Origin of the sequence: Halosimplex halobium (assembly GCF_051414055.1) — an archaeon.
Classification (GTDB): domain Archaea; phylum Halobacteriota; class Halobacteria; order Halobacteriales; family Haloarculaceae; genus Halosimplex; species Halosimplex halobium.
Genome location: NZ_JBLKNX010000026.1, coordinates 17,276 through 40,780 on the forward strand (window position 1 = coordinate 17,276; position 23,505 = coordinate 40,780).

Sequence of the window (23,505 nt, forward strand, 5' to 3'; positions counted from 1 at the left end):
GCCAGCAGCTCTCCTGTTGGTCAGCGGTCTACCGGACGAGATCCACGTCCAGCAACTGCTGGACCGGCTCGGCCGCGAAGTCACTCTTGTCGACGGTGACGAACGTCGCCCCGAGGTCGCTGGCATGGGACGCGATCAGAAGGTCTCGCATCGGGAGCGATACGTCCTGGGTCTGGAGTTTCGCCTCGACGTTCGCGGCCGCCACCCCGGCGCTCTGCGTGAACGGTTCGACGCCATCCAGTACTCGGCCGAGCCACGCGTGGACTTCCTCGGCGTTGTCCCGCCGCGTCGCGGGCCGACAGAACTCGAAGTAGACGAACGACGAGGTGACGAACTGCTCGTCCGCGTGGGCCTGCAGATACGGGACGACTTCGTCGCTCGCCGCTGGGTCACCCCACTTGGCGAGGACGTTCGTATCCAGCAGTCTCATTCGTAGCTGCTCGACTCCATATCGAGTGACTCGCTCACGTCGGTCGAGGAGTCCTCGACGGCCTCGGCGAATTCGGTCCCCAGGCCGCCCGCGAGGTCGGCGATCTGTGCTTCGGTATCCGGCGAGTCGGTCAGCCGCAGGACGACATCGCTGAAGCTCTCGCCCTCCTGCTTGGCGTCCTTGAGCCGTTCGTACGCCTCGTCCCTGAGCGAGATTGTCGTCGTCCCCATGTATGCATGTACGTCATGTACTGTCTATGCCTTTCGGTGAACTGTCCCGGTGAGAGGGCGCCAGACAATCGGTTGTCCGAGCAGGGAAGCCAACAGCGGTGGTGACAGTGGAGCCGCTGAGAACCGCCAGGTCTATCGATTCATCTGCGGGTGTCGAACGAGCAGCGCCTGCGACTCGGTGGTCCACTCGTCGAGTTTGCGGGCCATATATACGATCGCTTCGAGGTGCGTGAAAACACCGCGGTCGAGCATGTCGGCGACGGTGGCTTTGAGCCCGTGGAACTCCCCGCGGGCGAAGCCGTCGCCAGCCGGCTCGCCCTCGTGCCACCGGACGGTTCGGAGAGCACCGTGACCGACTGTAGGCGAGTCATCGACCGTCTCGCAGTCGTGTTGCAGTCCGAACCAGTGCGTGCGGTAGGCGGTCACCCGGTAGTCGTCGTCGACGACGTAGCACGCGTCGTAGAGCTTGTAGTCCAGCAGGTCGGTGATGATCTCGTCGAGCGTCCAGCCGAGCCCGCGCGGTTCGATATCGACCTGTGGTGACGGGCAGTCGTGTCGGTCGAGGATGCGATTGGCTTCCCCATGCGAATCCCTTTCGAGCAGTTGGTCGTGGACCGTCCGGAGCGTCGCCGACGGGTGGTCGCTCCCGAACGGCGTTTCCTGGGTGATGGCCCGTTTGAGCCGGAGATTCCGACCGCCCATCTCCGAGTAGTGCAGGTTGTACGTGCTATCCGGTCGTTCGTAGGCGACGAGTGCGCGATGTGCCATTGTACTCCGCGAGGGCTTGGTGCCCCCGCACCCCTCCTGGGGGCGACAAACCGATCGCGCGGAGACTGACCAGCGACAATCCCAGCACTGGCTCTGGATCCGTCCCGGTTCGTCAGTAGGACACTGTCCTGAGCCTGCTAAGTGGTAGGCTACAACGGCGCTGTCTCTGCGACGCGTTCCTCGAAGAGATCGAGAAACGCCGGGTCGTAGGGTTCGTCGACGTGGTTGATGTTCCACAGTCCGGCGCGACGGATCGCGGGCGCCGGCGAGTGCATCCCTAACCAGTCACCCGCCCGGCGATCGAGCGGGTCCGTTCGATAGTTGCTCACCAGCGCGATCGCGTTGCGCTCGATGTACGCCCGGTCGCTCTCGGGGCCGGGTTCGTCGTTGACATCGAGCCAGAGGAACGGCAGGTCGCCGATGTACTCTGTCACGCGGCGTTCGAGGCCCGTCTCTTTGAGTCGGATTTCGCGGTCGGCGCTACTACCTTCGCCCCACTCGGGGTAGACATCCTGGAGCCCGTCGCGTTCGCGCATCGCCTCGCCGACGCGCTTGCGGAAGACCGACCCGCGATGGTTACCCCCACCGGCGAAGGTCCCGCTGTTGATACCGCGGTGGGTTCGCAGCCGGTCCCACAGCGAGGTGCCGCTCCCGCTGGAGACGGCGTGGGTCCCGATCCGGGTGAGTCGACGCTGGCCGCCAGCGCGGGTCTCCTCGGGACTAAAAAAGAAGTAGACGCCGCGCTCTGGCCAGTCCATGTAGCCGTCGCAGTCGCGCAGATACTGCATCCCGCCGACGGCCGCTTTGAGGTCGGCCAGAAGGTCGTAGAAGCGGTCCAGATCAGTGTCGCGAGTCATATCACCCTCATTCGTCGGTGGTCGGGATAGAACCTCGGGCTGATCGGCAACTGGACAGCGGAGACTGATCCCATTGTCCGCGACTTTGTGATCAGTAAAACGAACTTATAAGCACCATCAGGATGATTGACGGGTCGTGAACCGCCGTTCGCTACTTCGTTCGGTTGCGGGTGCTGCAGTTCCCCTCTCTCTCGCAGGCTGTTCGAACACGGCAGATCCACAGCCGACCCCGGACCAAGCACCGCAGGACACAGCAAAGCCCGTCCAGTCGACGCCGACGGCTAAACCGCAGCCGTCGCTCACGTGGTCTGAGACACGGGTCGCACGGTCGCAGCTCCGGGTCACGCTGGACGTAACGCTCGACGGCGCGCCGGGGATCAAAGTCATCAAGATCGATACGGATGACGAGGACCCCAGAACGCCGCTTGTGACACTCACCAACAACGGTCGGCACACCATCGCGGGCGAGGATACCGACGTTGGCCTGCTCAAGGGCGGCACGATGCTCCACGCCGATATTGCCGGGACGACACGGAAGGTCTCGGACCACATCGTCGGGACGAGCGCGACCCCGTTGCCGGAGGCGGACCACCTCGATGGGTTGTCGGGGAGCACGCTTCCGGATCCATCTGTCGATGGCGTCCACGAGCGGACCTTTACGCAACAGGCCCACGGGCTGCAGACGGAGTTTACGCTCTCGATCCCGAAGGCACAGTACCGCTACTACAAGACGCGGCCGCGGATCGGCGACTACGGGGCGTACGTCTCCGACGACTTCGACGACGAGTCGATCGCTGGGCTCGCCGACACGATCGAGCAATTCGGCGACCGCAACGACCTCTCGACGCGGGAGACGGTCGACCATGCGATCGCGTGGGTCCAGGGAATGGAGTACACACAGGACAAGCCGGCGACGGGCTACAACGAGTACCCGAAATATCCGTTCGAAACGCTCGTCGACCGCGGTGGCGACTGTGAGGACACCGCGATCCTGCTGGCTGCCGTCCTGCAGGCGATGGGCTATGGGGTGGTCCTGCTCTTGCTTCCGGATGCCAGTCACATGGCCGTCGGCGTGGCCGGTGAAGACGACATCTCCGGGTCCTACTACGAACACGAGGGGCAGCGATACTACTACGTCGAAACGACCGGGTCCGGCTGGACCGTTGGAGAGGTCCCCCAGGATGTGAAAGAACAGGGAGCGAACGCGGAGATCGAGGAGGTGGACACGTCGCCGTCACTCGCGCTGGAGTGGGAGTCCTACGCGATGCCCGCCCAGGGGATCAATTTCGACGTGACCGTCTCGAACTGGGGCGATGCCCCGGCGACGAAGGCCGCTGTGCAGGTCGATATCGAACAGCAGGGGAAAGGCGTCGTTGCTCAGGACCGGACTACATTGCCCAAGATTCCCGAGCAGAAGGGTATCAAGAAGACGCTGACGCTGCAACCACCCGTTGATGCACCGCTTCGAGTCCGCGTTGGCGCGCTGTTAGACGGGACACTCAACGACATGGACAAAACCGAATTCAAGTCGCCATAGTGGCCTGCAGGTTGTAGAATACTGCTTCTGTTACCAGTACTCCCCTTGCGCGAGGGCTTCGATTTGTTGCTCTCGGCTTCCGGATCCAGCCGACCCATTTCCTCCCAGCATCGACTGTGCAAGCGCGTTCAGGCTTCCGTCTCTGAACTCGGAGAGCCTGTCATACTGATTGAGCGACTCACGACCAGTAAGCATCTGCTCGCCGAGTGCTTCGAGTTGGTCCGTCTCGTATCGCTCGAACTCGCCGAGCCACTGGAATAGATCCGGCCCTTCAGTATGCACCGACAGTTCCTGATACCAGACAACATAGAGGAGGACATAATGAGAGTTTGTGACGGATTCGGGGAGCTGGAGTGAGCATCCGTACGTGTCTTCGAGGACGGCTATGCCCTCCCGGTATCGATGGAGAAGTTCCGAGTACTGGTCAGCCACGGTTTCCGGGTCAAGCAGCCGTTGAGAGACGATCGGCTGTGAACATGACAGCATCTGGTAGATGTCTTTGGCGAAGTAGAAGGGCGAAATTCCATGTTCTTCAGACTCGGCATCAAGCCCAAGCAAGAGTGCAGGATGGACGAAAAAACAGTCAAACGCCTGTTGTCCATCGATGTACTCAGAATGGTCCCCGCTCACTGCTGCTAGCCCCGTAGAGACGTACTCGCCGATATCCTGAAATAGTCGATCGTCGTGGAGTTTCGCAAAGTACTCTTGTGTGACGGCGAGCAGCTGCTCAGCGTCGACGAGAGTCTCCATCTCGTCCTCACTTGATAATTGAGTTGAGACGAACGCGCGCAGATATCCCGCTTCGAGGGCCAGCCAGTAGTTTTCGAAGTGGTCGATGATTTCCTGCACGAACTCAGGTGAGGGTTCTTGCTTGATGAAATGTTGAAGATTGGTATACGAAAGGTCGAGGCTGTCCTTGAGCTGCAGGTGGGGGGACCGATTTGACCCACCACTGGTGCGACTCCCCCCGATGGTCCAACTGCCACCGTTATCGGTATCGATCACCTGTGAACCACTGCCGTCAGATTCCTGCAGCCGATCCCGAATGTCAGTAGCGGCTTCCGAGAGGGAGTTGCCGGCACGTCCGTCACTCTCGAACAGGAAGTTCCAGAGAAGCGTTTCCATCCCCTCGCGTCCGCCCGAACTGAGCATCTCCCCCTGTGACCGTGTATACGGCGTCGGTTCGGTGGTCACCTGCCGATAATTGGATGTTACGCCGTCAGCGGTCTCCACCTGCACGATCGCATTCCGCCAGGTCGCTGGGACTGCCGCTGTTCCTTGTCGCTCTGCAGAGTCGAGATCGACAGTCGTATCCGCCGCGTCGAGCCACGAGATCTGTGGCTGACTCTCGTGATCGAGTGCCGTGAGCCATGACTGAGTTGCCCCCAGTGAGATCTCGGCTGGTGGGTCGACGACTAAGTCGACGTGCGCGGACTCGTCGCTTTCGGACCGGATGAAAATATCCTTCAGTCGGATATCCCGTTCGGGCGTATCAGCTGTCGAAGCGAGGTCCGCATACGAACTCGTCACAACGGACGACGGGTCAACGGGATCGCTGATGTCGAGGGGGAAGTTCTCAGAGCCGAACAGCGGTTCCCCAGCTCCGAAGTACGATGGCGAGGATTCGACACGGAGCATCCCCACTTCGAGGTTACCATCACTCGCTGAGGAAAGCAACGCGGCCCCGGTCTGATTGGGACTGCCATAGAGACAGGCACTCCAGTCCTGCCCGGTAGCGATCATGAACTTCGCGTGGATCCAACGAGAGTCGGAATACGCTAATTCGTGAACGGTAACTGGGCACTCCATGGTATTGACCACGCCCTCCAAGTCGATGTGTGTAGACCCAGCATCGATAAGAAGAGCAACTCTCCTTGGGTCGAGGATATCGACAATTTCGGAGACAGCTTCGGGCGAACCGAAGAAGGGGGCGGCCAATTGGAGCCGATCCACGTCACCCAAGATCGCGGCGACCTGTGGTAATATTGGCTCGCCGATGTTGTGTACCAGTTGAGTCGTCGTTGTTTCGGGGTCCGGCCGCGGGCGCTCTGTTACCCAGGATGCGGTCTCGACGAGGCGCGCGAGTTGTGTCCCGGTATCACGACCGACATACTGCTCTCGGAGAGCGTCGACAAGCGATATAGCATCCTGTACGACAGCAAGTGCCGGATCCGTATCGACAGTGTCGCGTTCGAGTCGGTACTGAGCACCCAGCTGCGCAGCTGACGTCATCTCGGAGAGCGTCATATTTGCAGAGGAGATAGCGAACTCGGCGTGATCTTCTGCAGTGCTAAGCGCAATTTTCGGATGGAATGTTTCTGCAACCTCGATCGGCTCAAGGTAATATCCGTTCCCGACAGATCCTGCCTGCCAAGTCCCATCCTCGAAGTTCTGCTGATACCGGTCATGGTCCATCAAGATCACGGGCGTCGCGATACCCGCATCATTGAACTCGTGACTTACGTACTCGGTGTAGAAGCGGGCATCAAACGGATAGGTAGTAACGACGCTGTATTCAGCTGTGGACGGTGTGACCGCGTCGAGAAGGTTCACTCGTCAGTCCCTCCTTGACGAGCGCGTGCAAGCAGATCCGACCCGCGAGCCGTGAGCTGTGCATCGTCGTCAACTGTCGTTACAAGTCCGATGTCGAGGAGAAGTTGTTGCATGAGCCCGTATCGGAGATACTCGCGGCCGAGCGGTGACGTGCCGCTCACGTACCGGAGCGCGTCCTGCTCGGCGTCGTACGAAAACGAGAATCGATTCGGGCTACTGTTTCGGAGCCGGTCCCTGACAACACGCTCGTGGACATCGATAACGAGGTCCGAGATGACACGCTGACCGACATCTGTGATCGGGAGCTGATCGTCAAACCCGCTAAAATAGGTATCCAGCTGTGGAAGCGACACTCGGTCATCGCCATGCTCCTGTCGCAGATACGCATCGACAACCGGATGAGACGTTGTGAGATCCCGGTATCGCTTTAGAATCATCATCAGTAATGTCAGACTATAACCGAGTGTTCGCTGCCATGTCTCAATTACCGAGTCCTGTGGCGAAACCGAATCGAGCGGGTCAACGATCGATTGGAGTGCTCGAACGAGTGTGCTGGTTCGTGCGGCTGCTGTCGTTTCATCCCACCCGCTGGCAAGCTGGGTCGTAACTTCGTCGCGAAGCGTTCCCAGATCGGCAATTGTCCCTTCCGGTGAGCTCGGTAACTGGACTGTTGGCGTCGTAACCGGCGTCTGCCCGTACAGTGCCAGCTCTCGTGCGACGCGGGCCTGGTCTGCCGAGGAAGATCCGGGCGCGAGTTCGATATCGAATGCTGCCTGGGTGCTTGCTTCGACTGTTTCCGTCGACAGATCCGTGAAAACGCGGTCGTATGGAACTGCCTGTGGGAGTGCACGCTCGAGATACTCACAGAATAACCATAACTGGAGTCGGAGAACAACGGCCGCGAATTCCTGAAGCCAGTAGCCACGAGCGATGAGTCGGAACTCCGCAAACACGTCGCGTGCAGTCCCATCGAGACGATACTGGCTGTCGGCAGTGGTCTGATATGTTTCAATGGTCTGGAGTATGAATATCGTCCAGGCCCGCTGTAGTCGGTGAATCTCGCTTGCGACTGTATCGCGATACTCGTTCTCGAACCGCCGATCGGATGTTTCGTATCGGAGGTACGGAAACACGTCTACGTCGATCGAGTCAGGGACTGTATCGACGGTCACCGTCTCGCGGTCGGAGTCCCATGACACATACCCGAGGACAGCGTTCATGAGAATATCTAATTCATCCGCGTGGGCCTCGGCGTCGGCGTAGAGACTCTGTAAACTCAGGGTATCAGCAAACTGGTCCAGATCGGCCTGGGTCACGGATTCGGTAACCAGAGTCTCCACGATTTGGTCCCGGTACGGTTCTATCTGGCTGTCAAGCACCGCGGCAAGCGCCTCTCCGACTCCCGTGAGCCCGAGTTCGGTATCGCGGCTTCTAAGGTAGAGATAGTACCGATTTGTATTCGAGAGGCGAACAGCAGTTGCACCATCACGGAGAGTAAATGCGGAGAGATCGATTGGGTCAGACTCCAAAAGATCACTTGCATTGAGCCGGTTCTTCCCGACAAGACCGCTTGTCCCGGCTTCGACATCGTCGTGTTGCTGGTAGCGTAGCGTTGTGAGTGCCAGGACCTTCTCGAGTGTATAGAGCGCCTGCTTTTTCGTCTGCATCGATGTGTCCGCAAACTCTGGATGTGTTGTGACAAGCTGTTGGCCCCAGGTAAAGACAGATGCATAGCGACCGCGAAGCGTCACGTCAGTCGTAATTGCACGAGTGATGTCACCGAGAATACCGTTCCGGACAGAGGCCGCATGGAGTGGTTGCGTCGGCCCACCGGATGCAGTGAGTCGCTCCGACCACTGTGGATCGAAGACCATAGCCCGAACAGACAAGCGTTTCAAATATATGATTGTGGGTTAATTGAAGAGAACCCCTCCCGCGGATAATGTAGCACGTGAAGATCACGTCTCGACCAGCAAGCAGCGTCCCTGCGAACGATATCGAAGCAGATGATTCTGGGAAGCTGGCTACGAGGAAAATGGTAGCCCGAGATGAGTTGCACTCAATTTCACTAAATGCGCGTCTCAGAGATCGGTTGGTTCGCTTCGGTTGTTGTACCACGACAGCGTTTCGCCGAACTGGAGTCCGTCGGTCGGTGTCGCGGTTTCGACGGCTGTCTCCTCCAGCAGTGGGAGCAGTTCGTCGTAGTAATCGCGACCGGCGTGGAACACCAGTCGGTTCCCGTCGGCAAACAGACCCCTTTCGCGAAGCTCTTCGAAGACGGATTCCGCCCACGAACGCTTCCTACTCACCGGCGCCTCGCTGAGCGTCTCGTCGTACGGTTCGATGGGATCGCCGTCCGGTTCGAGTACACCGTGTTTCGCGGACAGGACGTACCACGTGTCGTGGTTTGTCTCGACGTACTCGCGCGCCTTCCGGAAGAACGCCGACGCCATGTAGAGTTCCTGTGGCGCCGCTGCTGTCTCCCGTTTGCTCTTCGTACAGCTGACCAAGCCGACTTCCATGCTGATCTGTCTCGTCCCCGGTGTCGCTGCTACTTTAGTGTATCTCAGCGAGGTGTTTCGGCCACAGCGTGTAATGTGGGAAGCCGTCGATCCGTACGGAACGGGAGTCCCAGGGAAGCGGTCCAGCGGGAGCGGTGGACTGATACGAGCGGTGATGCTACCCCGGATTCATGGAAGATATCCCCCAGCCCGCGACGGACCCGTATTCGGTCGGTGATAGAGTTCGGATTTACCTCGATGCCGACGACCCTGATGCGGAATTACACGGGACGGTCTGTGAAGTGGTGGACGTGTTCGTCGACGATCTCGGTGCGGAAACGGATCGGGACCTGGATGCATACGCGTACGACCTCCGTGCGGTTGACTCGGACCGTGAACTCTCGGTGCCCTTCCGTCACCGCGATCTCGTCCCTGTCGAAGCGGACCAGTAATCCGTTCTGGGTCCGGAGAGTGGGGGTTCTTCCCCGGACTGTACCTCACGACGGGTTACCGAAAGTCGTCCAGATTCTGCTGTCGACTCCCGCCACGTGGCCAGTCGGCTGGGGCAGCGAAGTGAGACTCCGCTTGCTTGATCGGGGCCGACGCGGGAACGCCGTCCTTGTTCAAGAGCGTGGCCGGCGCTACGTCGTACGCGAGGGCGATCAGTTGCGCTTCGACGACGGGCAGTGAGACTGAGTCGCCATACGGGCCGATATCGTCGTCACGGTCCCAGACGTGGACCCACAGGTAGGTTGGGTCGCGTAACCGCCGCGATTCCGGTTCGAACAGAGCATCCGCCCAATGGACGTGGCCCTCCTCGCCCGTCCGGACAGCGGCCGACAGCTGCCCGATGTGCCAGTCGGGACCGTCGCCCCAGCGGGCGAACATTCGCGTCCCCGTGTGATTCGGGTGGAACTCGTCAAAGTTCGTACTCACTGTCCGTTGTTTGCCCCACACTTCCGCTTTCCCGAGATAGAGCGGGAGGATCGCTGCGGGATCCGACGGCTTGGCCCCGTCCTGGAACTGGTACATGAGATACAGCAGTCCCTCCCGGTCTCGACTGACCGGTGTCTCACCGTCGAGGCACCGGGTGGCTGCGGTCCGAATCCGCTGCTCTATCTGCGGACTGCGGGCCAGTACTTCGTCTGGCGTGACGTGGACCGTCTCCCCGTCTGGAGCCGTGTCGAACAACGGGATCGGATCGGGCGCTGTGTCCGCTGTGAGGTCAGCAACGAGATACTGCTCGATCCAGTCCCGCCAGAGCGCCGCTTTCGAGCGCTCGGTCGCTGGCGCCGTCCCCTGCGTGGGAGACTGGTCGAAGTGGTCGGCGAGGGGATCGAATTGCACCCAGGCAGTTCGCTCGGAGTTTCGCGTGTAGCGACTCCAGTGAGGGACGTGTTCGCGGTTCGCGAGTGTTCGTCGCAACGGGGGGATCCTGTGGAGAAGTCCGACGAGTTTCGCTTCGAGCTCCTTGGCGGCACAGTCGTGGCCGTAAGGGCCACGTTCGATTGCTGTGACGGGCCGTGCCCAGACGTACAGTCGGCCGTCCGGCCGGTCGCGAACGGTCGCGAGGTGGTCGTATTTGCCCCACCGACCGCTATCGTGATTTGGGTTGCGTCCGCGAAGCTTGTCGACGTGTGTAGCGAGTCGCCCCGCGATGTCGGTCGTCTCGCCAACGTAGACTGGCCGCAGACGGCTCGGTGTCCAGGTCGTTCCTGACGGTTGGTCATCGGTATAGAGGACATAGAGATAGGCATCTTCAGACGGGAGCCCCGTCGTGAATCGGTCGAGTTCCCGACTCGTGGTTTCGGCTGCTTGCCCGTCCGTCGAACACAAGGGAATGGGATGGGGCGACGTTGCTGACTGAATATTGTTGAGTATGTATCTTGTCGCCCACCACTGCCACCGCTCGGTTGGCCCGACAGCTGACACGATGGAACGCAGTCGGTATCTCTCATTGAATCTTCCGGCTACCAAGTGACTCCTTCTGCATCCTCTGAGGACAACAAACATTTATTTCCGAAACCGAAGTAATAAATTGAGGCGTGTCGATTTGGTTACAGCATGGAAGAGGACAGGCGAGAGGATATGCTTGATGAGATTCAGCGACTCGCGGAGGAAGTCGGTGAAACACCGACATCTACGGATATGAATATTCGAGGAGAGTATTGGGCATCACAGTATCAAGATGAATTTGGGGGATGGAATGATGCCCTTCGTGAGGCGGGGTTTGAACCGAATCAGCCGAGGAAAATCCCGACGGACGATTTATTGAACGAGATCAGGCGACTTGCCAAGGAACTCAACCGCACACCGACGAAAGAACAGCTCAATGATCGAGGAAAGTATTACGGACAAAGTTATCTAAAGCGATTCGGGAGTTGGAACGAGGCAGTCCGTCAAGCGGGGCTAGAGCCGAATCAGCAAATTTCACAGTTTGCATTCCAAGAACCCCCGGATGCCTGCCGGTTGTGTGGTACATCTCCCGATGCCGGGTTGGATTTTCATCATTGGCGATATGGTGAGAACAAAGCTGGGTGCTACCTCTGTCGGGAGTGTCACGATGCTGTGCATGCTAGCGGGGCGCGACCAGACAGCAATCCCGGGTGGTTGATGGATGCTGTCGAGAATTTAATTCGGTGTCACGCGAAACATTCTGAAGATACCAGTGCTGGAGCAATCACTACTCGTTACAATATTCCTTCTCAGGAGCTAGTTGAGTCCGCGATGTCGAATGTGGAAGTGTGATGGGAGTTGCAGACGATCAGCACGAAGTCACCACTTATTAGTCGGGGATTCCAACAGAGCATTGTTTCCCCCTTGAGTTGGGGGTTTCATCGGAACCGAGGGGTGTGTGGGGAGGGAAAACCAGTCTGTCTGTCTCACGTAGGAATCGATCACTGCCTCGGCGTCACTGTCGGGCATCTATCCCCGAGGTAATCAGTTGCCGCTACCCCGCGGATGAGGGCAGCGAGATGGGTAGGGTTACACATGCATCGTCGCACCTACCTTTTCACAGCGATCTCGCTCTGGACGGTGAATAGTGCGAGCTGCGCGATGAGCGGCTCCCGTCGCTTCCGGAGATCTCAGACGTCACGTACTGGCCGCTCGTCGCTAAGTTGGCGCGCGGGCACACCTCAGTGTCTCAGGCCGAGACGGCGTGTCTTAGAGGCGGAATCGATCTGGGCCGTGCAACGGAGCAAGAGGCAACCAATCACCTGCGGCTAGTCGGCGAGAGCGAATTCGAGCCAGAGGAAGTCGTTCCAAATTGGTGGTTGGAGCTACAACGACAGCTTGCCAGTTCGAAAGAGGATTATCGAGAGCAGCGATGGTCTGTCGAGGACGCCGGCCCCGTCTCTACCGGGGAGCAATCTCCGTTGTAGGATTCACTCATCTTGTTCTGTGGGTTCCACCTCGTGACTCCTGAGCGAGTACTGGTCGGGTAGCGAGTCAATGTCGACCCTGATCTTCAGCACTCGCTCTTCCTTCGCCAGCTCCTCCATCGTCGCTACCTGCGCTCGCTCGAAGGACGCGTCGCCGGTCCTGATCTCGCAGTAGTACCGTTCCAGCATCCGGCCGCTCCAGCCGGCTTTGGCTTCGACGACGCAGTCGGGTGTCCATCGCCTTCTCTCGTCACCTCGTTCGATCGGGAGCAGCCTCCCGGGCTCGACGTCGACGTTCAGCCCCCATTCGAGGTTGTTGTCGCCGATGTCCAGATCCTCCCGGACGAAGTACACGAGCGCGTGTGGTTTCGGCGCGTGGATGGGGATCGCCTCGCCGAGCGCGCCGTAGAGGTTCGCGCCGACGTCGAAGGCCAACGTTTCGCCGTCGATTTCGGCTGGCTCGGCTATCGAGGGGCTGCGGTCGGCGAGCAGGTACGCGTCGACATCTCGCGGTTCGTTTTCAGGTGCCGCTTGGACTCTTAATTCGCCATCGGACGCCGACTCCTGTCGAGCGTAGTCCTCGGCGTGCGACCTCGACCCGAAATCGAGAGCGTGGCCGTGCGACTCGACCTCCTCCCGAAGTCCGCTGTTGACCTCGATCGCGCCGGACTTCACCTCGACCACGAAGCCGGTCTACTCACCCGGTTCGACCGGGTCGGCTGCAGGCTCTTCACCAACGGCTTCTTCGTCTGCTCTCTCGACGAGCTAGCCGTCCTCGAAGTGCAGCTGAGAGGTGTTTGATTCGTTATTCCCCATCGCTATACTTGGTCACTTCGTACGAACTCGCGAACCTGACATAATTCTTATTTACTCGGCACAGATCCTCGAGGTCGGCACCAGCCACAGCGTCGGCGAGTGCCACGGGATCGGCAGCTCAGCACCTGCGACAGGAGGAAGATAGGCATGTCTGTCCATACACGCGTCGGAGTGACGCGCGATTCGAGACGAACAGTACGAGGTGAGACGAGGGAATCACTCTACTCGTGGAAAGAACGACGCTCACAATACCGCGATCCACCAGCACCGTGGCGGCGAGCCGAGCAATTTCTCGTTGAGGAGTATGACCTCGTCGAGGATCACAGCTCGTGGCACGACGCGCGGATGCAGTCGGACGAGCCCGTCGGGATCAAGTCGTGTGTCGTCGAGTACCAATACTCGTATCTTAACACAGGGGAGTTCGTATGCTATATGATCCCTAACGTACATTTCACCCCCTCCTGTTCGGGGATCTGACTATTATGCTCGAGCCGTTGAAGCAGACGGAACAGATCGAATTTCAAGAGTGTACGATGAAGCTTCTCGGATTATAGGTGTACGAGCGAAGTTTTCAACATACCTCCCTTCTACTTCCGAGTAACTAATGCTACGCCTCGATCCTCTCGTCGACAACACAGATGGGACACTTGAAGATGCGTATAAGAAGGTCATTCCCGAATGTGAGGAAATCCGCATCGCTACTGGCTACTTTTATCTCTCCGGCTTCGACCTCATCAAGGAAGATCTTGAGAACCTCCGAGACCCGGAAACGATGGAGCAGGCCCCGCTCCGCATCTTGATGGGCCGGAAGACGAACCAAACAACTGCCGAGGAGATCGCCGAAGGCCAGTCTCTGCGCGACCAATTCAAGCGTGACCTTGAAGAAGATATCGAGGGGCTCAACAACGCACAGTTGGAGCGGCTTGACCGTCTTCGGGACTTCATCGCCAACGATCTGGTCGACATCCGCGTGCGCAACCCGGAACAGGGCTACTTCCACGCCAAGGGCGCCTGCTTCCGCGAGGCCGTCGACGACCCCAGCATCCGTGAGGGTGAGACCGACCGCCGTGCGGGGGTGACGATTGTCGGGTCTTCGAACTTCTCGCAGAGCGGCCAACGCAACAACATCGAACTCAACTTGACGAGTCAGGAACGGGGCGATGCCGAGGCGTTCGAGAAATGGTACGACAACCAGTGGGCAAACGCCGAGGAGTTCTCCGAGGAAATCATCCGCATCATCGAGAACAGCGAGCGGTACAAGCAGTGGAAGCAGAAGCAGATCGAGGATGACGACGAAGGAGACGACGACCTTGGGACGTATCTCGAACCTTTCGAGATGTACAAGCTGCTGGCTTACGACGAGTTGAACGGCAACGTCGGCACGCGGGACAGCCCGCTCTACTACTTCCAGACGCTCGGATATGAGAGTGCCAAGGAAAAGATTGCCCGGTACGACGGCTGCATCATCTCGGACTCAGTCGGCCTCGGGAAGTCCTTCATCGGGGGCGAGCTACTCTACGATTACCGCCAGCGGGGCGACCGCTGCCTGCTCGTCGTGCCGGCGAATCTGACCGACCAGTGGCGCGACCTTCTGCAGGACGACACCGACGAGGACGGCGACCCCTACTTTGGACTGGACGTCGACAGTACGCACCTCCGCGTCATGAGTATCAGCAAGTTCCAGAATCTCTCATACGACGAGGTGCAGGAGTTGGACGAGACCTTCGACGTAGTGCTCATCGACGAGGCCCACCGCTTCCGCAACCACGGTAAGTGGCGGCCGAACCCCGATGACGGCTACAAAGGCACGCGTCGCCACGCAAACCTCCGGCTGCTCCGAAAGCAGACGATAATTATGCTGACGGCAACGCCGATCAACAACTCGGCAGAAGACCTTGAGAACCTCCTCAGTTTGTTCACCAGTGCGAAGGAACTGCAGAACAAGGCGTCACTTGACTTCGGGGCCTTCGAGGAGTACATCGAGAAATCCGAGCGGCGGAAGCGCATCGCTGCAGGGAAGGAAGAGGTCAGCGAGGGGGTTGAGGAGGAACTAACCCGAGAATTGCAGAGCCTCTCAGAAGAGATTTCGGACATTCTGAATGAGGTCATGGTGTTGCGGACACGCAAACATGTCAAGGACACCATCAGAGAGGATGAAGACTTCGAGATGAGCTTCCAGCCACCGACCCTTCACACTGAACAGTACGATCTCCCACCGGCGTACCAGCCTATCTATCGGATGCTTCCGGACGTGATGGATGCACTCCACCTCCCTCACATCACTATCAAGAACCCGGAGGCTGGCAGCACGCTGAAGGCACTCTACAAGTTGAACCTGTTGAAGCGGCTGGAATCATCCACATATGCGTTCGTCCAGTCCATCCAGACGCTCCACGAGAGCGAGCGGTCACTTCTCGGCTTCCTTGACGACTTCCCGGACGACAGGGATATCGACATCCTCCGAGCTGTGCAGGACGACGACGCCCCGACGACCCTCGACGACTTCGTGGAGGGCGGCGATGCCGCCGAGGACTTGGAGCAGACCCTCGAGGAGTTCGGATTCGACGCCGGCGTCGTCCGCGCCGATGGTGGCGAGTCCGATGACGAGGTCGAACTTGCAGACGCGACGGTCGGCGAGGTGAAGACGTACATCCGCGAGGATCTGACTCTATTGGCGCACTTCCTCTCGCGGTTCATCGGCCGGGTTGCCGAGGACGACGGCGGCGTTGCCGACGCCGAGGTGCAGCTGGAGCAGTGGCTCGCCGATCGCGGAGCCAACCGCGTGCCGGACGTTCCAGAGGAGGAGCTGAACCCCATCATCTACCCCAGTGCCAACCTCTCTGACGCCGACGCGGCCACCCGTGACTTCTACGAGGCAGTTTTCACCACGCATGACTTCCGCGACCCGAAGATCGATCGGCTGGCCGAGGTGCTGACAGACCACGACAAGAAGGTACTTATATTCACCCAATACCGTGCGACCGCAGACTACGTCCACCGGACGCTCGTCGGCGATCCCGACTCGCCGCTCACCGAGGGGAATAGTGCCGTGGTCAAAGGCGGCGACGAGAACAAGCGTGACGTCATCAAACGGTTCGCGCCCGAGGCGTCCGGCTACCAGCAGACCCTCGCAGAGAGTGATGAGACCGAACTCCAGTACGTCGTCGCCACGGACACGCTCAGCGAGGGGGTCAACTTGCAGGACGTGCATGTCGCCGTCAACTACGACCTGCCCTGGAACCCGATGCGGATCGTCCAGCGGGTCGGACGCATCGACCGTATTGGCTCGACTGCGGAGAAGCATATACACAACTTCTTCCCGGACGGGGACATTGAGGCGGCGATCAAGCTGCTGGAGCGCCTGCAGGCGAAGATCGACGACATCGCGCTCATCGTCGGCAAGGAGAACAACATCCTTGACCCCGAGGAGAACGCCGTGCTGGAGCGGGCCGGCGTCGAAACCGAAAAGACCATTGGGGAGTTGGAGGTTGAGGAGATAGAGCAATCACTCCGCGAGTCACGGGCGGTCGACGACTACAACGATCTTGACGACACCTCGAAGAATCCGCTACTGCGGAATGCAGGCAGCGACGAGAGTGACGCCCTCCAGCGGTACCGTCTCAAACTAGAGCTGAACGAGGAATACGGGCTTGGTGCAGATGACTTCACGTTCGCGGAGGACTACTTTGACGATCAGCCGGACGAACGCGATTTCCTCTACACGAGCGCAGTCGACCACGACACCGGGCCACGGCCCGGCGTGTTCGCGCTCGCCCACCTGTGGTTCGAGGACGAGAGCGAGATAGAAGACGCCCCGCTCGGGCGCGTCAGGCGCGCCCTCTACTATAAACCGTTCAACGGAGAGATTAACGAGCGGTCAGTCCGGTTCTTGGGTATCGATCCGGAGACCAAAGGGGAGCCTCTCGCCGATGCTTCGACCAGTGTGCTGTCGAGTCGCGGAGCAATTGAAGACAGGCTCGACGACAAACTTGAGACTGTGCGAGGTGGGCAAGTGGGTGCGATGATCGACCAAGGCGAAGACTTCTCTGTCGAGCAGGAGATGATCCTATCGCATCTGGGTCACGAAATCATCCCGAACGAAGAGGATCAATCGGTGCCGAATGACGAGTACGACACGCTTGCGGAGTGGGGCCAGACCCTACACCAGCAACTCATGATGGTTGGACTCAAGGACACCGACGAGGATCGGGTTCTCAGAGACACCTTTCGCCATAGCGACCGATACGACAAATATGCCGAATGGCCCGCAGAAGAGTTCCTCGCCGAGCTTGATACATTCATCGAGGAGAACATTGAGGACTCCACAGAGTATCAGGCGAAGCTCGTCAGCGAGAGTGACGTCCGTGCTCGGGTAGTCTGTTGGGGTATCTTGGGACAATAAGATTGCCTAACCCTCTTTGTCAGATGTGATAGAGGGCCTCCAATTCCTTCTCGTCCAAGTCGAAGAGGATCCCCGAAAGGCGATCGTTCACCTTCTCCAACTGTTCGATGTCGTCGTCCGAGAGCGACTCATACTCTTCAATGATATTTCTCGAAACCTCCCGCAACATGTTTGCTGCGACCATTTTAGGTTCTTCGGAGGAGTTCACTAACTCTCCGATGTTCTGTGACTTGACCAGCTGTTCCAACTCCTCGTAGTCCCCCTTGTGTTCCTCCAGCATCTCGTTGAGTTCGGCGCAGAGCTCCTCTCGAATATCTGGGAGGTAGACCGGTGCTGCTTTCAGTTGCTCCACCTCCATCTTCATGTACCCGTTGTTTTTCGGTGGGCAGATGGGCTTCAGGTAGGAGAAGATCGCCCGCGTGTTCAGTAGCCCCGTCAGGTAGTAGGGGTCGTCTTCGTGTGGCGTGATGCCGTGGATGAACCCCGTAGAGAAGAGGTAGCCGTTCTTGTCGATGCAGAAGTGGGGTTCGTTTACCACGATGTCTGTCACGACCTTCGTCTCCTCAAAGTAGTCGGGGCTGCCGATGCGGGCCAGCGAGTACCACGGTCGACCGAGTTGTTTCCACGTCCTCCGAGAGTCTTTCCGACTGAGGAGTTTTTCTTTGTGTTCCTCCAGCAGTTCGTAGGTCGTGGTGTATTCCGACTCAAACCAGTCTTCGTCGATCAGTTCGTACTCTCTGTCGATTGCCTCGTAAGGAAAAAAAGTGACCTCCTCGGGTTTTGATACATTCCACCGATTCACGTAGTCTGGAGTGATAATTCGTTTCCAGATTCCGGGCTTCACGGTGCCGCTGATCCGACTGTTCTCAATCGTATAGCCTTCATCCTCCTCGGCCACTATGTCCGCCTGCAGAGTAGTGTTCTGACCAGTCTTCAGCGGACTGCCGACAGTGAACAATTCCTCGTTACTGAGGGTCGTGTCGCTCCCCTGTCGAACTTTCTCTCGCGCCGACCGCTCCTCGTCGGTCAGGATCAGCCACCGGTCTGCTCCGAGTACGTCAGAAGACAATGTGAACTCCACGATGTCATCGGACTCGTCCCAGTCAAATGAGGTGGATTTCACTTCGTCGACTGCGTTCGCAGAACGCACGGATACGCAGTCGATAGAAGTTCCGACCTCCATGCTTCCGAACAGGATTGTGCTGTAGATGGTGACCTCGTCAAATGGGGAGTAGGCCGTGAAGTCGACGATTCGTTCAAGGCCGTAGTTCTGAGGTAGGAACTGGCGTACTGACTCGCCGTACTCCGTCTTCATAAACAGATTGGAGGTGATGATACTGTTCCGTCCCTTTTTGTTGAGGATTTCGAACGAGCGTTCGATGAACGGGACATAGAGGTCGCACCGACCAGTCGCGGTTTCGTGCAGGTCTTTGTAGATGTCCCGCTGAAGTTCGTCGACGCTCTCGATGCGAACGTACGGAGGATTCTCAAGGACGACATCGAATCCGTTGGCGGCGTCATCCTTGTCGCCATCTCCAATTGCGTCATACGCGTCTGGGAATTCCATCACCCAGTGGAACGGATCGAGCTGGTTGATGTCCTTCTTGAGGAGGCCCCGCTCCACGAAGGAGCGAGTCAGCTGATCCGCTGGGACTTTGTCGAATATCTTCTCGGGTTTCCCGGCCCTAACATCGTGGTTACCCATCTCGAGGTTCGCCGCCTTCTTCCACGTGCGGAAGCCCAGGTCGTTCAGTTCCTGGTCGAGATCATCGTTGATTGGGTCGGCGAACTTGAGTTTGAGCTTGACATCCTCGTTTGAGACCGAGATGATCTCCTGAAGCTCCTCGGGCCCGAAAATGTCGTCCTCCACCTTGATGTCCGGCAGGTCAGCAAACCACTCGTTCAACTGCGCTTGCAGTTCGTCGTGTAGAGCGTCAAGTTCGCTCCTTAGCTGAGAGATATCCTTCTCGGCAGACTTGTACGTCTTGATGCTCTCTCGGTACTCTTCGAGGTCTTCTTTTAGACGTTCCGCGATGAGAAGTCTCTGGCCGTCGACCGCGACCTCTGTACTCTCGAAGCCAATAAGCGAGTCGCCGGAGCGGATATTGAAGTCGATGTTCGGCAGCGGCTCGACATCGTCAGGCTCGCCCTCAATGTCGGCGACCATCGAGAGCCAGAGTCGGAGCTTGCAAATCTCGACTGCTCCCTCGTCGATGTCTACTCCATAGAGGTTGTTGAGGACGATTTCTCGCTTGATGTACAGCGTTTCGTTGCCTTCGCTGTCCCTGATTGCCTCTATTTCGTCCCGGGTCTCGCCGCTTAGTTCACCTACTTTCTCTTCCGCTATGAGTCGTTGGAAGTGCTCGATGCAGTGAATGTAGATGTCCAAAAGTACCTCTTGGGCGGCGAGTAGGAATGCACCACTCCCGACGGCTGGGTCAAGTACCTTTGTCTCTTTCAGCACGTCGTGGTAGAGTGTTTCGACGTGGTTGGTGTCGACATCGGTGACGGGCGCCTGTTGCGTCATACCCCCGTCGGCGACCGCCACCTTGCCATCCTCGCCCATCTCAATTCCGGAGAGTGAGAACACCTCGTCGATCTCGTCGTACTCGGCATCGACTAACTCGTTGAGCCGGTCAAGCAGGTTCGGATGGATGGTCTCCTCTGCCATGTGGCTCGTGATCTCCTCCGGAGTGTAGTACGCTCCCATCTCCTTCTGGTTGACCGTTCGCTCGAAGATGTGGCCCAAGATGGCCGGCGAGAGGTTCTTTGGATCCGCGATGTCTAGGTGTTCAGCGACGTTCCAGTTCCAGTCCGAGAGGAAGTCTAGAATCTCTCCGAAAAGTTCGTTCGTTCGCTCGGGCCCATCACCGAGGCGTGCGTCCTCAAACTCCTCCTCGACGGGGCTCTTTGAGAACAGTCCTCCGTTTAGATAAGGCAGGTCGCCGAAGTTCTCGACGTCGTCCTTGTCTTCTGCGAGGTAGTCGAAGAACAGCGGTTTGTAGAACTTCTCGTAGTGGTCGCCGTCCTCTCCCGCCACTTCTGCCGGCTTCTCGTGGAGGTAGTCTGTGTTCGTGTCAAGGAGTCGCTTCTCTTGGATGAAGTAGAGGAAGATCAGGCGATCGAAAATGACCTGTACATACCGCTCTTTGGCGTTCTCTCGGTCGTCCGGAATGCCAGTGACCTCATCAACAAGGTCGATGCGCAGCTCCTCGAACTCCTCGTAGAAGTCCTCGACTACCTTTTTGGTGTCGTAGAGTTCTCGGAGTGCCTTGTTTGAGCCATGCTCGAAGCGGTTGAGCTTCTGCAAGATGGTGTGCTTCTCCCCGCTCTCGCTTGTCATCTGCTCCTTCGTGAACGAGAGCTTCCGATACTTTTGGCGCCCATGCTGGCGGTCTCGGTCGTAGGTCAGGAAGGTGAATTCATCGTAGTCGTTTGTGGCGACAAAGTTCGTTCTCTGATACCAGTTCCCTTCCGGTTTGTGGTCGGACGCGGATTCACCCGAGTCGGCCTCGACCAACTTGATGAACTCGGTATCAGCCAGTTGCAGGACGATCTCGTCTTTCTCACCGACGCTCGGACGGCGCTCCAACCCCAATTCTTCGAATGAGGCGGCAATCTCATCGAGGGAGTCCCAGCCCGCGATGTCGTCCGCGGTGATTTGCTGGAGAGTCATGAATCAGACCTCCTGCGCACCAAACATAAAACCCGACGACGAGTCGCCGGCGAACGTAGACCATCCGGTCGAATACATCGTGGTCTCGAACGTGGCGGCTCCATCCACGCTACTCAACGGCTGGAAGTTTGATCTCGACCTCTCGATCGAGGGTTTCGTCGTAGTCCGCTTCGACGTCACGTGGTAGTGATGGCAGCTCGTCTTCTGTCGAGGCGGCCGAGACTGCTGCCACGTGCGCATCGATGATGTCGTCTTTGTCGCCGATCATCGGTGCATACGATGGCTCACGGAACGTGGAACAGGCGACCTCGTAGAATCTTCGTATGTCGAAATCGGATGCTTATCCAACAACTTCAGACGTTCTTCGGTACCTTTCTTGGTCTTTTTCGAGTGAGAGAGATACTCGTCGTCATTGAGCGCGACAAAGCAAGCTTCTGGATGGGTTTCGAGGACTCTGTCGCTCCCTTCGGCATCTTTGACGAACGCGTCCGTCTCTCGAATCCGGGGGACGAGACTCCACGCCTGGTTTTGAATGCTGAAGTCGGTGTCTGCCTCCCGGTGATATTCCTTTCCCGTCTCGATGTTCCTGGCGTAGACTGCCTCTCGAATCGGGGTGTAGAAGAGACTGCTCTGTTGCCCCCGGCCGATGTACGATTTCGCGGCCACGTCACAGGTTCGCTTTTTGTCCTCACACAGTCCAATCGGAATGTCTACGAGCATCCTCCGGATGTCGTCTCCCCTCTCTCGCCACAGGTTCCAGAGCGTCGGGTAGTAGTCTCCCTCACAGTCTCCATCGTCCGTCAGGAACACAGCGAACCAGCCTTTCCCGGCCCAGTCCACACCGGCGTACATACTTCGGCATCCAAGGGATGTGACTTACAGATTTGGGGAATGAGCGGGGAAAGTTGGACTACAAACCCCACCGCGCGGCCATTCACTTATTTATCGACACGAAACCGAGCCACAACCATCGAGAATGACGACGGGCGTCACGGAGTTCATCAAGATCGACGAGGTCAGACAGGAGAACGGCTCCACATACCCGAACCCCGGAATCAATCCGGAGGGGGAGTTGCAGGTCGAAAACAACGGCTACGGCCATCGTCTCGTTGGGAACGCAATTGAGTTCCTCTGCAAGCTTCTGCTGTATCGGCGCTACAACTACTCATCACAGTACTTCTCTTGAGGTATCTATGCAGTCAATTCAGTTCGTTATATCGGCAGACAACAGAGTGTGAGTAGACAACCGAGTAAGAAATCAGGAATCAATAACAGTTTCGCTCAAATACGCGGTTTGCGTAGATTCAGATACTCTAACTTGGAATCCATTTAATCAATCTCCCGGTTACTTGGGACGGCACTTCACTCTTTGAGGTAGCCAAGGAGCGTGGATGTGGTCTGACTAATCCGCTGCAGCCGATCCCGGATCGCATCCTCCGATTCCGACTCCCACGCCGCCAGGTAAAACGCTGACCCGCTCATGTCGAGCCCGCAATGACGGCCGACGATGTAGGCGACAGCCTCCGCTTCGACCTCACGCTTTGCCCGTTCAGGTTCGTCAAGATCTCCGGAATGCAAGAGTGCATGGGCGTATTCGTGAAGCAGCGTCCCGGCGACTGCTGCCCGCTGCTCGCGATCCCGGATCTCGACAACCGGAACCTCGGTCTCGCCATCGGCCCACTGACACACCGTCCGCGTCACCATGTGACCATTCGCGGTCGGGGATGATCCGAACCGTCACACCAACCTCGTCAGCTAGGTCGGTCAACTGCGGGACGAGATCGCTGGTATCCCCGGTTGCGTCGGTCTCCAGTTCCGGCAACGGCTCACCCTCGGTCTGCGACACGTCGAACACCGGGGCGGGCTTGAACCCGACCAGTCCCTTGGCCCACTCCTCGGGCTCTGTCTCGTCGTATTCACACCCGATCTGCTCGTGGTAGCTCGGCGAATTCTCGCACTCGGGACACCGTGTCGTGATGATCGGCGCCCAGATCCAGATGGCCGACTCGCCTTCCTTCACGTGCCGGTCAAACTCTTCTTGCCACGTCCGATAGCCGGCGACCTTCGTCGCCTCGGGACACTGCCGCTTGATCAGCAACGTGTTCCGATAGGAGTAGTCGTGGAAGCGCTGCTGGACGTCCAGCCACTCCTGGAACTGCTGGCTGGCCCGTGCCTCGTCGACGGCCTCGGTGAGGTCGTCGATCCACTCGTCGGTCGCACTGTGCATCTCGGCGTCTCGCGTGTCGGCCTCGTCGAACGAGACCGACGAGTCAGTCGACTCCATGAATAGCGACTCCGTTCGATGGAGCGCATCCGGCAGGACGCGCCCCACCCCTCCGGGGCGCACACAAA

The 23,505-nt window shown here is 58.4% G+C and carries 18 protein-coding genes and 1 pseudogene; 7 read left to right on the forward strand and 12 right to left on the reverse strand.

Annotated elements, in window-relative coordinates; all coding sequences use genetic code 11:
• Window positions 1-28 precede the first annotated feature (28 nt).
• The 4 genes from ACMGFG_RS22050 to ACMGFG_RS22065 form a co-directional block, all read right to left on the reverse strand.
• A complete protein-coding gene (locus ACMGFG_RS22050; RefSeq protein ID WP_436932445.1) occupies window positions 29-430 on the reverse strand; it encodes a type II toxin-antitoxin system VapC family toxin in 402 nt (133 codons plus the stop codon).
• Window positions 427-660 (reverse strand): antitoxin VapB family protein, encoded by a 234-nt coding sequence (locus tag ACMGFG_RS22055; RefSeq protein ID WP_436932446.1) that lies wholly within the window; start codon window positions 658-660, stop codon window positions 427-429. The genes ACMGFG_RS22050 and ACMGFG_RS22055 overlap by 4 nt, the downstream gene beginning before the upstream one ends.
• Window positions 661-792: 132 nt before the next feature.
• The gene (locus tag ACMGFG_RS22060) at window positions 793-1,428 is read right to left on the reverse strand and encodes a DUF6735 family protein (protein WP_436932447.1); all 636 of its coding nucleotides are present in this window, start codon (window positions 1,426-1,428) and stop codon (window positions 793-795) included.
• Window positions 1,429-1,577: 149 nt separating this feature from the next.
• Window positions 1,578-2,285, reverse strand: coding sequence for a GIY-YIG domain-containing protein (locus ACMGFG_RS22065; protein ID WP_436932448.1), 708 nt, complete (start codon window positions 2,283-2,285; stop codon window positions 1,578-1,580).
• A gap of 136 nt (window positions 2,286-2,421) precedes the next feature.
• On the opposite strand from ACMGFG_RS22065, the gene ACMGFG_RS22070 reads away from it, so the two are divergent.
• The gene (locus tag ACMGFG_RS22070) at window positions 2,422-3,822 is read left to right on the forward strand and encodes a transglutaminase-like domain-containing protein (RefSeq protein WP_436932449.1); all 1,401 of its coding nucleotides are present in this window, start codon (window positions 2,422-2,424) and stop codon (window positions 3,820-3,822) included.
• Window positions 3,823-3,852: 30 nt separating this feature from the next.
• Here the strand turns inward: ACMGFG_RS22070 and ACMGFG_RS22075 are convergent, their stop codons facing one another.
• From ACMGFG_RS22075 to ACMGFG_RS22085, 3 genes are all read right to left on the reverse strand, one after another.
• Window positions 3,853-6,375 carry a phospholipase D-like domain-containing protein gene (locus ACMGFG_RS22075; protein ID WP_436932450.1) on the reverse strand — a complete coding sequence of 841 codons (2,523 nt, stop codon included), beginning with the start codon at window positions 6,373-6,375 and terminating at the stop codon, window positions 3,853-3,855.
• On the reverse strand, window positions 6,372-8,249 hold the full coding sequence (locus ACMGFG_RS22080; RefSeq protein ID WP_436932451.1) for a hypothetical protein: 1,878 nt from the start codon (window positions 8,247-8,249) through the stop codon (window positions 6,372-6,374). Before ACMGFG_RS22080 ends, ACMGFG_RS22075 begins: the two co-directional genes overlap by 4 nt.
• 207 nt (window positions 8,250-8,456) lie before the next feature.
• Complete coding sequence (locus ACMGFG_RS22085; protein ID WP_436932452.1) at window positions 8,457-8,897, reverse strand: DUF6884 domain-containing protein; 441 nt, start codon at window positions 8,895-8,897, stop codon at window positions 8,457-8,459.
• A 170-nt stretch (window positions 8,898-9,067) separates the two neighbouring features.
• Between ACMGFG_RS22085 and ACMGFG_RS22090 the strand changes: the two genes are divergently transcribed.
• The gene (locus ACMGFG_RS22090; RefSeq protein WP_436932453.1) at window positions 9,068-9,328 is read left to right on the forward strand and encodes a DUF8139 family protein; all 261 of its coding nucleotides are present in this window, start codon (window positions 9,068-9,070) and stop codon (window positions 9,326-9,328) included.
• A gap of 55 nt (window positions 9,329-9,383) precedes the next feature.
• Here the strand turns inward: ACMGFG_RS22090 and ACMGFG_RS22095 are convergent, their stop codons facing one another.
• On the reverse strand, window positions 9,384-10,808 hold the full coding sequence (locus ACMGFG_RS22095; protein WP_436932454.1) for a GIY-YIG nuclease family protein: 1,425 nt from the start codon (window positions 10,806-10,808) through the stop codon (window positions 9,384-9,386).
• 132 nt (window positions 10,809-10,940) lie between these two features.
• Between ACMGFG_RS22095 and ACMGFG_RS22100 the strand changes: the two genes are divergently transcribed.
• Window positions 10,941-11,624, forward strand: coding sequence for a homing endonuclease associated repeat-containing protein (locus ACMGFG_RS22100; RefSeq protein ID WP_436932455.1), 684 nt, complete (start codon window positions 10,941-10,943; stop codon window positions 11,622-11,624).
• 638 nt (window positions 11,625-12,262) lie between these two features.
• On the opposite strand, the gene ACMGFG_RS22105 is transcribed toward ACMGFG_RS22100, so the two are convergent.
• Window positions 12,263-12,943, reverse strand: a complete 681-nt coding sequence (locus ACMGFG_RS22105) for a DUF8081 domain-containing protein (protein WP_436932456.1) — start codon at window positions 12,941-12,943, stop codon at window positions 12,263-12,265.
• 279 nt (window positions 12,944-13,222) lie between these two features.
• Here ACMGFG_RS22105 and ACMGFG_RS24295 point away from each other — a divergent pair, with 279 nt between their 5' ends.
• Both ACMGFG_RS24295 and ACMGFG_RS22110 read left to right on the forward strand, forming a co-directional pair.
• Entirely contained in the window at window positions 13,223-13,552 is a 330-nt protein-coding gene (locus ACMGFG_RS24295) for a PD-(D/E)XK family putative nuclease (RefSeq protein ID WP_495849358.1), read from the forward strand.
• A gap of 127 nt (window positions 13,553-13,679) precedes the next feature.
• On the forward strand, window positions 13,680-17,477 hold the full coding sequence (locus tag ACMGFG_RS22110) for a helicase-related protein (protein ID WP_436932457.1): 3,798 nt from the start codon (window positions 13,680-13,682) through the stop codon (window positions 17,475-17,477).
• A 19-nt stretch (window positions 17,478-17,496) separates the two neighbouring features.
• Here ACMGFG_RS22110 and ACMGFG_RS22115 read toward each other — a convergent pair whose 3' ends face one another.
• Entirely contained in the window at window positions 17,497-21,153 is a 3,657-nt protein-coding gene (locus ACMGFG_RS22115) for an Eco57I restriction-modification methylase domain-containing protein (RefSeq protein WP_436932458.1), read from the reverse strand.
• Here ACMGFG_RS22115 and ACMGFG_RS22120 point away from each other — a divergent pair.
• Window positions 21,152-21,340 (forward strand): hypothetical protein, encoded by a 189-nt coding sequence (locus ACMGFG_RS22120; protein WP_436932459.1) that lies wholly within the window; start codon window positions 21,152-21,154, stop codon window positions 21,338-21,340. The genes ACMGFG_RS22115 and ACMGFG_RS22120 overlap by 2 nt on opposite strands.
• Window positions 21,341-21,417: 77 nt before the next feature.
• Here the strand turns inward: ACMGFG_RS22120 and ACMGFG_RS22125 are convergent, their stop codons facing one another.
• Window positions 21,418-22,005 carry a DUF429 domain-containing protein gene (locus ACMGFG_RS22125; RefSeq protein WP_436932460.1) on the reverse strand — a complete coding sequence of 196 codons (588 nt, stop codon included), beginning with the start codon at window positions 22,003-22,005 and terminating at the stop codon, window positions 21,418-21,420.
• A 124-nt stretch (window positions 22,006-22,129) separates the two neighbouring features.
• Between ACMGFG_RS22125 and ACMGFG_RS22130 the strand changes: the two genes are divergently transcribed.
• On the forward strand, window positions 22,130-22,339 hold the full coding sequence (locus tag ACMGFG_RS22130) for a hypothetical protein (RefSeq protein WP_436932461.1): 210 nt from the start codon (window positions 22,130-22,132) through the stop codon (window positions 22,337-22,339).
• Window positions 22,340-22,515: 176 nt separating this feature from the next.
• Here ACMGFG_RS22130 and ACMGFG_RS22135 read toward each other — a convergent pair.
• A pseudogene (locus ACMGFG_RS22135) lies at window positions 22,516-23,437 on the reverse strand (ArdC-like ssDNA-binding domain-containing protein).
• Between the last annotated feature and the right edge of the window lie 68 nt (window positions 23,438-23,505).

Bases quoted from the DNA above. Each gene is read 5' to 3' on its own strand.
- ACMGFG_RS22050 (WP_436932445.1), bottom strand. From the start codon at position 430: ATGAGACTGCTGGATACGAACGTCCTCGCCAAGTGGGGTGACCCAGCG.
- ACMGFG_RS22055 (WP_436932446.1), bottom strand. From the start codon at position 660: ATGGGGACGACGACAATCTCGCTCAGGGACGAGGCGTACGAACGGCTC.
- ACMGFG_RS22060 (WP_436932447.1), bottom strand. From the start codon at position 1,428: ATGGCACATCGCGCACTCGTCGCCTACGAACGACCGGATAGCACGTAC.
- ACMGFG_RS22065 (WP_436932448.1), bottom strand. From the start codon at position 2,285: ATGACTCGCGACACTGATCTGGACCGCTTCTACGACCTTCTGGCCGAC.
- ACMGFG_RS22080 (WP_436932451.1), bottom strand. From the start codon at position 8,249: ATGGTCTTCGATCCACAGTGGTCGGAGCGACTCACTGCATCCGGTGGG.
- ACMGFG_RS22085 (WP_436932452.1), bottom strand. From the start codon at position 8,897: ATGGAAGTCGGCTTGGTCAGCTGTACGAAGAGCAAACGGGAGACAGCA.
- ACMGFG_RS22090 (WP_436932453.1), top strand. From the start codon at position 9,068: ATGGAAGATATCCCCCAGCCCGCGACGGACCCGTATTCGGTCGGTGAT.
- ACMGFG_RS22100 (WP_436932455.1), top strand. From the start codon at position 10,941: ATGGAAGAGGACAGGCGAGAGGATATGCTTGATGAGATTCAGCGACTC.
- ACMGFG_RS24295 (WP_495849358.1), top strand. From the start codon at position 13,223: ATGTCTGTCCATACACGCGTCGGAGTGACGCGCGATTCGAGACGAACA.
- ACMGFG_RS22110 (WP_436932457.1), top strand. From the start codon at position 13,680: ATGCTACGCCTCGATCCTCTCGTCGACAACACAGATGGGACACTTGAA.
- ACMGFG_RS22120 (WP_436932459.1), top strand. From the start codon at position 21,152: ATGAATCAGACCTCCTGCGCACCAAACATAAAACCCGACGACGAGTCG.
- ACMGFG_RS22115 (WP_436932458.1), bottom strand. From the start codon at position 21,153: ATGACTCTCCAGCAAATCACCGCGGACGACATCGCGGGCTGGGACTCC.
- ACMGFG_RS22125 (WP_436932460.1), bottom strand. From the start codon at position 22,005: ATGTACGCCGGTGTGGACTGGGCCGGGAAAGGCTGGTTCGCTGTGTTC.
- ACMGFG_RS22130 (WP_436932461.1), top strand. From the start codon at position 22,130: ATGACGACGGGCGTCACGGAGTTCATCAAGATCGACGAGGTCAGACAG.